General features: G+C 69.2%; 14 protein-coding genes. 5 read left to right on the top strand and 9 right to left on the bottom strand.

The genetic code is table 11. The annotated features are described in order from the left end of the window. Positions 1 to 110: 110 nt before the first annotated feature. From cueR to DXK32_RS08050, 3 genes are all read right to left on the bottom strand, one after another. Complete coding sequence (gene cueR, locus DXK32_RS08060; protein WP_114858033.1) at positions 111 to 545, bottom strand: Cu(I)-responsive transcriptional regulator; 435 nt, start codon at positions 543 to 545, stop codon at positions 111 to 113. Continuing rightward, entirely contained in the window at positions 542 to 2950 is a 2409-nt protein-coding gene (locus DXK32_RS08055; protein ID WP_114858032.1) for a heavy metal translocating P-type ATPase, read from the bottom strand. The genes cueR and DXK32_RS08055 overlap by 4 nt, the downstream gene beginning before the upstream one ends. Positions 2951 to 3181: 231 nt before the next feature. After that, positions 3182 to 3388 (bottom strand): heavy-metal-associated domain-containing protein, encoded by a 207-nt coding sequence (locus tag DXK32_RS08050; protein ID WP_114858031.1) that lies wholly within the window; start codon positions 3386 to 3388, stop codon positions 3182 to 3184. A gap of 138 nt (positions 3389 to 3526) precedes the next feature. Between DXK32_RS08050 and DXK32_RS08045 the strand changes: the two genes are divergently transcribed. Genes DXK32_RS08045 through DXK32_RS08035 form a run of 3 tightly spaced genes read left to right on the top strand, consistent with a single transcriptional unit; the run spans position 3527 to position 5427 of the window. After that, positions 3527 to 4366, top strand: a complete 840-nt coding sequence (locus DXK32_RS08045) for a TIGR02587 family membrane protein (RefSeq protein ID WP_114858030.1) — start codon at positions 3527 to 3529, stop codon at positions 4364 to 4366. 14 nt (positions 4367 to 4380) lie between these two features. Then, entirely contained in the window at positions 4381 to 4806 is a 426-nt protein-coding gene (locus DXK32_RS08040) for a hypothetical protein (protein ID WP_014198257.1), read from the top strand. Positions 4807 to 4866: 60 nt separating this feature from the next. After that, entirely contained in the window at positions 4867 to 5427 is a 561-nt protein-coding gene (locus tag DXK32_RS08035) for a hypothetical protein (protein WP_114858029.1), read from the top strand. 33 nt (positions 5428 to 5460) lie between these two features. Here the strand turns inward: DXK32_RS08035 and DXK32_RS08030 are convergent, their stop codons facing one another. Continuing rightward, complete coding sequence (locus DXK32_RS08030) at positions 5461 to 6159, bottom strand: pirin family protein (RefSeq protein ID WP_114858028.1); 699 nt, start codon at positions 6157 to 6159, stop codon at positions 5461 to 5463. 169 nt (positions 6160 to 6328) lie between these two features. On the opposite strand from DXK32_RS08030, the gene DXK32_RS08025 reads away from it, so the two are divergent. Both DXK32_RS08025 and DXK32_RS08020 read left to right on the top strand, forming a co-directional pair. Beyond that, positions 6329 to 6961, top strand: coding sequence for a trimeric intracellular cation channel family protein (locus tag DXK32_RS08025; protein ID WP_114858027.1), 633 nt, complete (start codon positions 6329 to 6331; stop codon positions 6959 to 6961). Between the two features lie 43 nt (positions 6962 to 7004). Further along, positions 7005 to 7283, top strand: a complete 279-nt coding sequence (locus tag DXK32_RS08020; RefSeq protein WP_035678432.1) for a GNAT family N-acetyltransferase — start codon at positions 7005 to 7007, stop codon at positions 7281 to 7283. Between the two features lie 3 nt (positions 7284 to 7286). On the opposite strand, the gene DXK32_RS08015 is transcribed toward DXK32_RS08020, so the two are convergent. The 5 genes from DXK32_RS08015 to DXK32_RS07995 form a co-directional block, all read right to left on the bottom strand. Then, positions 7287 to 7715 carry a carboxymuconolactone decarboxylase family protein gene (locus DXK32_RS08015; protein WP_114858026.1) on the bottom strand — a complete coding sequence of 143 codons (429 nt, stop codon included), beginning with the start codon at positions 7713 to 7715 and terminating at the stop codon, positions 7287 to 7289. Next, entirely contained in the window at positions 7666 to 8079 is a 414-nt protein-coding gene (locus DXK32_RS08010; protein WP_114858025.1) for a MerR family transcriptional regulator, read from the bottom strand. The genes DXK32_RS08015 and DXK32_RS08010 overlap by 50 nt, the downstream gene beginning before the upstream one ends. Before the next feature lie 92 nt (positions 8080 to 8171). After that, a complete protein-coding gene (locus DXK32_RS08005) occupies positions 8172 to 8876 on the bottom strand; it encodes an ABC transporter ATP-binding protein (protein WP_114858024.1) in 705 nt (234 codons plus the stop codon). A gap of 92 nt (positions 8877 to 8968) precedes the next feature. After that, positions 8969 to 9712 carry a sulfite exporter TauE/SafE family protein gene (locus DXK32_RS08000; RefSeq protein WP_114858023.1) on the bottom strand — a complete coding sequence of 248 codons (744 nt, stop codon included), beginning with the start codon at positions 9710 to 9712 and terminating at the stop codon, positions 8969 to 8971. Between the two features lie 67 nt (positions 9713 to 9779). Then, positions 9780 to 11396, bottom strand: a complete 1617-nt coding sequence (locus DXK32_RS07995; RefSeq protein ID WP_114858022.1) for an acyl-CoA synthetase — start codon at positions 11394 to 11396, stop codon at positions 9780 to 9782. Positions 11397 to 11468 lie beyond the last annotated feature (72 nt).

Raw genomic sequence — 11468 nt, 5'->3', positions numbered from 1 at the left:
CCCACGGCTTCGCCGTGGGCCCCTTCCCTCCCCCGCTTCGCAGGAGAGGGAGCTTGATCCCCTCCCCTGCGAAGCGGGGGAGGGTTAGGGAGGGGGCTCTTAGGGTGGAGTCACCGTGGAGGCCCGTCGCAACAACTCCCCCCACCCTCCTCCAGATCGCGCAGGATCGGGCAATCCGGCCGCTCGTCGCCGTGGCAGGCGTGGGCCAGATGGGTCAGCGTGTCGCTCATCGCGCGCAATTCGGCGATCTTGGCCTCCAGTTCCGCCACATGGTCGAGCGCCACGCGCTTCACCTCGGCGCTGGAGCGGCTGCGGTCCTGCCACAGCCCGACCAGGATCTGGATGCGCTCGATGCTGAAGCCCAGCGTCCGCGCCCGCTTGACGAAGCGCAGGACGTTCACGTCGCTGGACGAATAGACGCGGTAGCCCGCCGCCGTCCGCCCGGCCTCGGGGATCAGGCCGATGGACTCGTAGTAGCGGATCAGCTTGGCGTTGACGCCGGACGCCTTCGCCGCGTCGCCGATGGTCATGCCGCCCGCGCTCATGGCTTCCACCCCCGAAGCGACAGGGCGTTCAGCACGACGCTGACCGAACTCAGCGCCATCGCCGCCCCGGCCAGCACCGGGCTGAGCAGGCCCGACGCCGCAAGCGGGATGCCCACCAGATTGTAGATGAAGGCCCAGAACAGCCCCTGGCGGATCTTGGAGTAGGTGCGGCGCGACACGTCGATGGCGCCGGCGACCAGGGCCGGATCGCCGCGCATCAGCGTGACCCCGGCCGTGTGCATCGCCACGTCGGTGCCGGTCGCCATGGCGATGCCGACATCGGCGGCGGCCAGGGCGGGCGCGTCGTTGATGCCGTCGCCGACCATGCCGACGACCTTGCCCTCCGCCTTCAGCGTCGCCACCACATCGGCCTTGCCGTCCGGAAGCACCTCGGCGAAGACGCGGTCGATGCCCAGGTCGGCGGCCACCGCGCGGGCGGCCCCGGCACCGTCGCCGGTGACCATCACCGTCGCCACCCCCTGCGCCTTCAGGGAGCGGACGGCGGCGCGGGCGCTCTCCTTCACCGTGTCGCCGAAGGCGACGAGGCCCAGCACCCGGCGCTCCGGCGCCGTCTCGCCCAGCCAGGACACAGTGCGCCCTGCGGACTCCAGCGCCGCCGCCCGCGCCTCCAGCGCCGCGTCGGACAGGCCGTTCTCCGTGATCAGCCGCTTGTTGCCCAGCAGCAGGGCGCGACCCTCCACGCTGGCCGACACGCCGCGCCCGGCCAGCGCTTTGAAGCCCTCCGGCGCGGTGGTAGCCACGCCACGCTCCGCCGCGCGGTCGCGGACGGCGCGGGCGAGCGGGTGTTCGCTGCCGGTCTGGAGCGCCGCGGCCAGCCACAGAAGTTCTTCCTCCTCGACGCCATCCGCCGGCACCAGATCGGTGACGCGGGGCTTGCCCTCGGTCAGCGTGCCGGTCTTGTCGAAGGCGACGGCGGTGATGGCGTGGGCGCGCTCCAGCGCCTCCGCGTCCTTGATGAGGATGCCGTGGCGGGCCGCCGCCCCGGTGCCGACCATGATCGCGGTCGGCGTGGCGAGGCCCAGCGCGCAGGGGCAGGCGATGACCAGAACCGACACCGCCGTAATAATGGCGGTCTCCGCGTTCCCGGTGCCGATCCACCAGCCGGCCAGCGTCATCGCGGCGATACCCAGCACCACCGGCACGAAGACCGCGGCCACCTTGTCGACCAGCCGCTGGATCGGCGCCTTGGACGCCTGGGCGCCCTCGACCATGCGGACGATCTTGGCGAGCATCGTCTCGGCGCCCACCGCCACCGTCTCGACCAGCAGCAGCCCGTCCACGTTGATCGACCCGCCGGTGACGCGGGAGCCCGGCGCCTTTTCCACCGGCAGGCTTTCGCCGGTCAGCATGGATTCGTCGACGCTGCCCGACCCCTCCGCCACGTGCCCGTCCACGGGAATACGCTCGCCGGGGCGGACCGCCACGCGGTCGCCGACGCGCACCTGAGCGATGGGAAGCTCGATTTCCACGCCATCCCGGCGGACGCGGGCGGTGTCGGGGCGAAGCTGCATCAGCGCGCGGATCGCCGCCGCCGTCCGGCCCTTGGCGCGGGCCTCCAGCCACTTGCCGAGCAGCACGAAGGTGATGAGCACCGCCGACGCCTCGAAATAGAGGTGCGGCGTGTGGCCCGGATGGGCCGTCAGCATCATGTAGACGCTGAGCCCCCAGGCCGCCGAGGTGCCGAGCGCCACCAGCAGATCCATGTTGCCGGACCCGGCGCGCGCCGCCATGAAACCGGCCCGGTAGAAGCGCCAGCCCAGCCAGAACTGCACCGGTGTCGCCAGCAGGAACTGCGCCCAGGGCGGCAGCATCAGGTTCAGCCCCAGCAGGTCCCCCGCCATGCCGAGAACCAACGGCGCCGACAGCGCGGTGGCGATCAGCACATGGTGAAGGTCCCGCCTATTGCGGTCCTGCGCCGGGTCCTCCGCCGCCTCCGTGGAATTGGTGTCGGCAACGGGGGCGGCGGCGAAGCCGGTCATCTCCACCGCCTCGGCCAGCCGGGCGGCGTCCACCGTTCCGGCGTAGGCGGTGACGTGCGCCCGCTCCGTCGCGAGGTTCACGGCGGCCGACTCCACCCCCGGCACGCGGAGCAGCGCCTTCTCGACGCGCGCGACGCAGGAGGCGCAGGTCATGCCGCCGACCGTCAGGTCGAAGTCCTGTCTCTGCGGTTCGAAGCCGACGTTTTCGATGGCCTCCGCCACCGCCCGCGGATCGGGTTCGCCCGCGAAGGCGACCCGCGCCCGTTCGGTGGCGAGATTGACCGACACGCCGGTGACGCCCGGCAGGCGCGACAGCGCCTTTTCCACCCGCCCCACGCAGGAGGCGCAGGTCATGCCGGAAATGCCGATGTCGAGGTCGGTGGTGTTCATCGCAGGCGTCCTCATGAACCCTCTCCCCTCTGGGGAGAGGGTGGCCCGGAGGGCTGGTGAGGGGGTTGAGCGTGGCGGTGCGTTCGGGACAAGCGCAACCCCCTCACCCTAACCCTCTCCCCAGAGGGGAGAGGGGACAGAGCCGACATCGACTGTGCAGTGGCGGACATGACCGTCCCTTCTTCGTCAACCGGCTTCCCCAGATAAGGCTTCCAATGATTGGAAGGTCAAGGGCGCCGAAACCCGTTACGCGACCGGAAGCCCTTCGGCCTCGAAGCCGGCCTTGTCGAGGGCTGTCCGCAAGGCGTCGGCGCTGGGCGTCCCGCCGACGCGGACGTCTTTCGAGTCCAGGTCGATCTGCACATCCTCGACCCCGGCGACGGCGCCGAGCGCGCGGCGGACCGAGGCGGCGCAGCCGCCGCAGGTCATGCCGGGAACCTTGAACGCAACCATGACGAACTCCTTCCCACGAGGTGGTGTTGCCGTCAGCTTCCGCCTTCCAGCGATTGGAAGGTCAAGAGGAAATTCGCAGCCCCGGTCACCACCGTGGTACCGCCGGAACCAACCGCTCCGCTCGCGCATTCATGGGCCATGGACATCACCCGCCAGCGCAGCTTTCTCCATGACGAGGCTCAATTCGCCCGCGCATTGGCCCGCGCGTCGGCGGGGGCGATCATTTTCGCCCTGCCGCTGCTGATGACCATGGAGATGTGGGAGCTGGGCTTCTACATGGACCGCTTCCGGCTGGCCCTGTTCATCCTGGTGACCCTGCCGGTCCTGTTCGGCCTGTCCTACTTCGCGGGCTTCGAGGAAACCTTTTGTTGGCAGGACGACCTGATCGACGCGCTGTCGGCCTTCGCCGTCGGCTTCCTGATGTCGGCGGCGTTGCTGACCGTCTTCGCCATCGTGCGTCTGGACCAGCCCTTGCCGGAGATCATCGGCAAGATCGCGCTCCAGTCCGTGCCGGCCAGCATCGGCGCCATGCTGGCGCGCAAGCAGCTCGGCCAGCAGGACGACGCCGACCGGGAGCGGCGAATCCGCTCCAGCTATCCGGGCGAGCTGTTCCTGATGGGGGCGGGGGCGCTGTTCGTCGGCTTCAACGTCGCCCCGACCGAGGAGATGATCCTGATCTCCTACAAGATGTCGCCCTGGCATGCGGTGGCGCTGGCGGTGCTGTCGCTGGGGCTGCTGCACGTCTTCGTCTACACGGTCGGCTTCGCCGGGCAGGAGAGCGCCGGAGACGACGGGTTCCTGTCGGTCTTCCTGCGCTTCTCGGTCGCCGGCTACGGGATCGCCCTGCTCATCAGCCTCTATTTGCTGTGGACCTTCGAGCGGATCGCCGGCCTGTCGATGATGGAGCTGGTGACCGCCACGGTGGTGCTCGGTTTCCCCAGCGCGCTGGGCGCCGCCACCGCCCGCCTGATCGTGTGAGGGAAGGGACGCCGATGGCCGATATCCGGGAAAACGACATCACGTCAAGGGACGAGGACGGCAGCGCGTCGGTGTCGCGGCTGGCCTGGATCTCGTCGGGGCTGGGGCTCTTGCTGTTCCTGGGCTCGGTGGGGGTGCTGGGGTATGAGGGCATCACCCGCGGCAGCGGCCCACCGGCGATCACCGCCGTCGTCGAGGAGGTGGTTCCCGCCGGGCCACGCTGGCTCGCCCACATCCGGCTCACCAACGACGGCGGCAAGACCGGCGCGAAGGTCCAGGTGGAGGGGCAACTGATGGCGGGCGACGAGGCCTTGGAAACCTCCGTGGCCGAGTTCGACTATGTGCCCGCCGGCTCCGAACAGAAGGGCGGCCTGTTCTTCGACCGCGACCCGCGGGCGCACGCGTTGCGCCTGCGCGTGCTGGGCTATGTGGAGCCCTGAACCAAGCGGGCCCCCGGCCTGTTGTCCTTGGGACCGGCAACAGAGGACACCAACACCGCGATGACCCGCCTGACCATCGACGAGGCGCAGCAGCGCATCCGCCTTTTCCTGACCGGCGACATGGTGGAGGCGCTGCGCGCCGTGGATTATGAATCCCCGCCGCTGGCCGCCCAGCCGTCCGGCCTGACGCTGGAGGCGGCGCGGCGGGCCGCGGTGCGCTTCAGCCACGTCGAGGGAGCGTCCGACTGCCTGTACCGCGTCGACGCCTTCGAGGAATCGCTGGTGATGCGGCTGCAACTGAACGTCCGCCGCTTCGTGGCGATCTATCAGGTGCCGGTCGCCGATCCGGTGGCCAGCGCCACCATCTCCCCGCATTTCGAGCGCTGGGCCATCGGCGCCGGCCACGCCGGCTGGACCATCGGCTGGCGCGACGGCGCCGACCCCTGGCAGCCCGACCGGCGCGTGGTGGAAACCTACTGCTACGCCATGCTGCCGGAGGACTTCCTCGACAACCCGCTGGAGCAGCTCTACTGGCGGACCGACCTCGTGCAGATGACCCGCGCCTTCTTGCTGGAGGCCCGCCGCATGGGCATCCGTCTGGCGGTCCCGCAGGGGATGTGAAGGTCCCCGCGACCTGCGGGGACCTTCCTCACCTCACGCCAGATCGAACAGCAGCACCTCGGCGCTGACCACGCCGTCCAGCGTCAGGGCGGTTTCATTGCTGATCGCGGCGCCGTCGCCTTCCTTCAGGACCGTGCCGTTCAGCCGCACCTGACCGCGGGCGACCTGCACCCAGGCGTGGCGGCCCGGACGCAGCTCGTGGGTCACGCTGTCGCCCTCGTCCAGAAGCGTGGCGTAGAGGTCCACGTCCTGGTGGATGACCACGCTGCCGTCGCGCCCGTCTTGGGAGCCGACGAGGCGCAGGCGGCCCTGCTTCTCCTCCCGCTCGAAAGCCTTCTGCTCATAGCCGGGGACCATGCCCTCCTCGTTGGGCAGGATCCAGATCTGCAGGAAGTGCACAGGGTCCTTCTTGGACGCGTTGTACTCGCTGTGCCGGATGCCCGACCCGGCGCTCATCCGCTGCACGTCGCCGGGGCGGATGACCGAGCTGGTGCCCAGCGTGTCCTTGTGCTCCAGCGCGCCGTCGAGAACATAGGACACGATCTCCATGTCGGCGTGCCCATGGGTGGGGAAGCCGGCGCCGGGGATCACGCGGTCGTCGTTGATGACGCGCAGCGCGCGGAAGCCCATGTGGGCCGGGTCGTAGTAGTGGCCGAACGAGAAGCTGTGCTTGCTGTTCAGCCAGCCCATGTTGACGGCGCCCCGTTCGTTGCGGTTGCGGATCGTGATCATCTCTGCTCCTCCTCGTCCTGTGCGAGGCCCTGTGGCCCCTCGTCTGGAGAGGAATGTGCTCCCGTTTGCGCAAAACAACAATTGCCGGAGTTGCGGCTTATCTGTTCCATGAGACGCAACAAACGGCTATGGTGTGGGCTCCCCTCAACCAGCGTCGCCGACCGCCATCATGCCCACCATTATACCCGATGTTTCGCCCCTCCTCCTGGCCATGGACCTGACCGGGATCTTCATCTTCGGGCTGACGGGAGGGACGCTGGCCGTGCGGCACCGTCTGGACATCTTCGGCGTGATGGTGCTGGCGCTGGTCACGGCGCTGGCTGGCGGCGTGCTGCGCGACCTGCTGATCGGGGCGATCCCGCCGGCCACCATGCAGGACGAACGCTACCTGATCACGGCGCTGGCCTCCGGCCTGTTCGCTTTCTTCTTCCACCCCTTCATCAACCGGCTGGTCAAGCCGGTGATGGTGCTGGACGCGGCCGGCCTCGGCATCTTCGCGGTGGCCGGCTGCGGCAAGGCGCTGGCCTATGGGCTGGGCCCGCTGCCCGCCGTCCTGCTCGGCGTGCTGACCGCCTGCGGCGGCGGGCTGGTGCGCGACGTGCTGGTGGCCGAGGTGCCGCGGGTGCTGCGCGAGGAGATCTACGCGGTGGCCGCCCTGCTGGGTGCGGCGATCGTCATCGCCGGTGCCATGCTGGACCTGCCGAAGGCGCCGGTCGCCATCGCCGGGGCGGCGGCGGCCTTCCTGCTGCGGGTGGTCAGCGTGCTGCGCGGCTGGAGCGCGCCGCGCGCCCCCGGTTCATGACATTCGCTGTGAACAACCAAAGGCTTCGGCTGTTGGAAGGAGCATGAGCGACACCGTGACCGACAACCCGGCCATGAGCCGGTTCGAACTGGACGTGAACGGCCAGACGGTCTTCGCGACCTACCGCCGCCGTGGCACCATCCTGCACATCCCCTATGTGGAGGCGCCGCCGTCCCTGCGCGGCACCGGGGCGGCCGGGCGGCTGCTGGAGGGAGTGATGGCCATCGCCCGCGCCGAGGGGCTGACCATCGTCCCGATCTGCGGCTACGCCGCCAACTGGATGCACCGCCACCGCGAGCATCACGACCTGCTGGCGCGTTAGGTCTCACGACGGTCCCGGCGGCCTTTGCCCGTCCTTCATCGCGAAGACCTCCTTGGCCGCGAACAGCCCGTTGAGAGCCGCCGGGAACCCCGCATAGACCGCCATCTGGATCAGGACCTCGACGATCTCGTCGCGGGTCAGCCCGACGTTCAACCCGGCCTCGATGTGCACCTTGAGCTGCGGTGCGGCGTTCCCCATGGCGGCGAGCGCCGCGATGGTGGCAATCTCGCGCGAGCGGAGATCGAGTCCGGGTCGCGAATAGATGTCGCCGAAGGGAAATTCGAACAGATAGGTCGCGAAGTCCGGCGCGATGTCGGCAAGCGCCGCCACCACCTTGTGACCGGCCTCGCCGTCGATGTCGGCAAGCGCCCGTTGCCCGCGCTCAAGCCGGCTTTCTTCGACCCCGGATGCGATTTTGTTCAGGTGCGTCATCGTCAGTCTTCCTCTGTTCCGTTTCGACGTAACCGTCGATCTTGGTATCGAGGACGAGAAGACAGGCGTTCAGTTCATCGACCTGGGCACGCACGCGCTCGCGGTGCCGCTCCAGCAAGGCCCGCCGTTCCGCTTCGGTCCCGGCGCCCGCCTCGCGCAGCGCCGCGTAGCGGAGCATGTCGCGGATGGGCATGCCGGTCGTCTTCAAACGGCCGAGAAACTCGATCCAGGTCAGGATCGAGGCGTCGTAATCGCGGTGGCGGGATTGGTTGCGGTCGGCGTAGGGCAGCAGCCCGATCCGCTCATAGTAGCGGATGGTGTGCGCCGTCAGCCCCGAACGTTTCGCAAGGTCTCCGATCTTCATGCGCGTCTGCTTCTCATCACGATGCGCAGGACGCTACGGGTTCGAGCGCGCTCTAAGTCAAGAGGGATTCGGTCACCGCGACCGCCAAGGCGTCACAGGCCGAGATAGGCCTGCTTCACCGCGGGATCGGCCAGCAGCTCCTCGCCCGTGCCGGCCAGAACAACGCGCCCGTTCTCCAGCACATAGGCGCGCTGCGCCAGCTTCAGCGAGGCGGCGACGTTCTGTTCGACCAGGATGATCGTCATGCCCTCGGCGGCCAGCGCGCGGATGGTGCGGAACAGCTCCTGCACCATGGTCGGGGAGAGGCCGAGCGACGGCTCGTCGAACATGATCAGATCGGGCTTGCCCATCAGGCAGCGCCCGATGGCCAGCATCTGCTGCTCGCCGCCCGACAGGGTGCCGGCGGCCTGCTCCAGACGCTCCTTGAGGCGGGGGAAGAGGGTCAGCACGCGTTCGAACGTGCCCTTCGCCCCGGCGCGGGCGCGTGGAATGACGGCGCCCATCTCCAGGTTCTCGCGGATGCTGAGGGTCGGGAAGATCTGCCGCCCCTCCGCCACCTGCCCGATGCCGAGGTCGCAGACGACGTGGCTGGGCAGGCCGGCGATGTCCTTGCCGCGGAAGCGGATGGTGCCGCGGGCCGGCTTCAGGATGCCGGAGATGGTGCGGATCAGCGAGGTCTTGCCCGCCCCGTTGGCGCCGACGATGGCGGTCGTCGTGCCCTCCGCCACCGCGATGGACACGCCGTCGAGCGCCTGGGCGTCGCCGTAGAAAAGGTCGAGGTCGGATACGGTCAGCATGCGGAGTCTTGCGTCGTGGCGGCCATCATGGAGAGGGCCGCCACCTTAGCGCAGGCACCGCCGGAACCGAACGGCTTTTGCTTCAGCCCCCACTACTTCAGGAAGAAGAGGACGCTCATCGCCAAGCCCACGGCGATGATGCCCGCGCGCAGGATGCGCGACGGGATCTTGCGCCCGACCCGCGCACCGACGTAGCCGCCGGCCACCGCGGCCACGGTCATCAGCGCGGCGTAGGACCATTCCACCGCCCCGCCGACCGCGTAGGCGGCGACCGCGATGGCCGTCAGCACGGCGGAGAACAGGTTCTTCAGCGCGTTCATGGCGTTCAGGTTGGTCATCCCGAACAGGCTCAACTGCGCCAGCAGCAGAATGCCGAGGCCGCCGTTGAAATAGCCGCCATAGACCGACACCGCGAACAGCGTGGCGAGCATCGCCCCCGTCCCGTGCAGCCCCACCGCCCGCAGGCGGGCCGCCAGCATGCCGCCGAAGGCGAACAGCGCGGTGGCGACCAGCAGCAGCCAGGGCACGATGCTGCGGAACACCGAATCCGGGGTCACCAGCAGCAGCGCCGCCCCGATCAGCCCGCCGGTCAGGCTGACCACCGACAGCGTGACCAGCCCGACCCCGCCCACCGGCTCCAGGTCGTGGCGGTAGCCGTAGACGCCGCTGGCGTAGCCGGGCAGCAGCGCCACCGTGCCGGTGGCGTTCGCCGCCACCGGCGGCACCCCGGCGTAGATCAGCGCGGGAAGAGTGAGAAAGCTGCCGCCACCGGCGACCGCGTTCATCGCCCCGGCCAGGAAGGCCGCGGCGAGCAGAAGAAGGGATGTCGTCACCATCGTTCGGGTCGTTGTCTTTTCTTGTTGTTTTTCATCCCTCTCCCGTCTCGGGAGAGGGGTTTGGAAGTTACCCCCTCGTCCGCAACTCGCGGCGGATGATCTTGCCCGTGGTCGTCATCGGCAGGCTGTCGACGAACTCCACGGCACGCGGGTATTCGTGGGCGGCCAGCCGCGTCTTCACATGGGCCTGGATCTCCGCCGCCAGTTCGTCGCTGGGGCGCACGCCGTCCTGAAGGACGATGAAGGCCTTCACGATCTCGGTGCGCAGGGGGTCGGGCACGCCGACCACGGCGGCCATGCGGACGGCGGGGTGGCCGATCAGGCAATCCTCGATCTCGCCGGGGCCGATGCGGTAGCCCGCCGAGGTGATCACGTCGTCGTCCCGCCCGACGAAGCGGATGTAGCCGTCGGTGTCCAGCTCGCCCTGGTCGCCGGTGACCAGCCAGTCGCCGACAAATTTCGCGGCGGTGGCCTCCGGGTTGTTCCAGTATTGCAGGAACATCACCGGGTCCGGGCGGTGCACGGCGATCAGGCCGATCTCACCGGGCGGAAGGCGGTTGCCCTGTCCGTCGATCACCGCCACGTCGTGGCCGGGCGCCGGGCGGCCCATGACGCCGGGCTTGGGGGGCATGACCGTGGCGCAGGAGGACACGATCATGTTGCACTCGGTCTGGCCGTAGAACTCGTTGATGGTCAGCCCGAAGGTCTGGCGGCCCCAGTCGAGAAGCTCCGCCCCCAAAGTCTCGCCGCCGCTGGCGACGGAGCGCATGCTGTAGGCCCAGCGCGTCTGCGGGTCCTTCACCGCGCGCATCATCTTCAGCGCGGTCGGCGGCAGGAAGGCGTTGCGCACCTTGAAATCGGCGATCAGACGGAAGGCCTCCTCGGCGTCGAACTTCTCGAAGCGGTGGGAGACGACGGTCACGCCATGGTGCCAGGCGGGCATCAGCACGTCGAGCAACCCGCCGATCCACGCCCAGTCCGCCGGGGTCCAGATGCGGTCGCCCGGCTGCGGAAACAGGTCATGGGATATCTCCACCCCCGGCAGATGGCCGAGCAGCACCCGGTGCGCGTGCAGCGCGCCCTTGGGCTGACCGGTGGTGCCGGAGGTGTAGATGATCACCGCCGGATCGTCCGCCGCCGTGTCCACCGGCGTGAAGTCCTCCGACGCGGCATCGACCAGCGCGTGCCAGTCCAACTCGCCCTCTCCGGCCTCGTCGATGCGCAGGACGAGTTTCAGTTCGGGCAGGCGGTCGCGGATCTGGGCGATCTTGGCCGCACCCACGGCGTCGGTCACCACCGCCCGCGCCCCGCAATTACCGAGGCGGTATTCCAGCGCCTCAACCCCGAACAGCGAGAACAGGGGGACGGCGACGCCGCCCATCTTGTAGACGGCAACGTGGCTGACCGCCGTCTCCGGCGCCTGGGGCAGCAGGATGCCCACCCGGTCGCCGCGCGCCACCCCATGGGCGGCCAGCGCGTTGGCGAGACGGTTCGACAGGCGGCGGATGTCGGCGAAGCTGTGGGTCTCCACCGCGCCGTCGCGGCGTTTGTGGATCAGGGCGGTGCGGTGCGGATCGCGCTCCGCCCACTTGTCGCAGACGTCCACGCCGATGTTGTAACGCTCCGGCACCGACCAGACGAAACGGTCGCGCAGGCCCTCGTAGCTGTCCGCTTCCGGCAGCATGCTTTTCCTCCCGACAAGGTCTTGCCGGCCGCTTGACCGCGGCCATTTGGTTTCATCATAGGGGCAACGGCG

Source organism: Azospirillum brasilense (assembly GCF_003349955.1).
In the GTDB taxonomy this organism is placed as follows: Bacteria; Pseudomonadota; Alphaproteobacteria; order Azospirillales; family Azospirillaceae; genus Azospirillum; species Azospirillum brasilense_B.
This window is presented reverse-complemented; position numbering and strand designations above follow the sequence as displayed.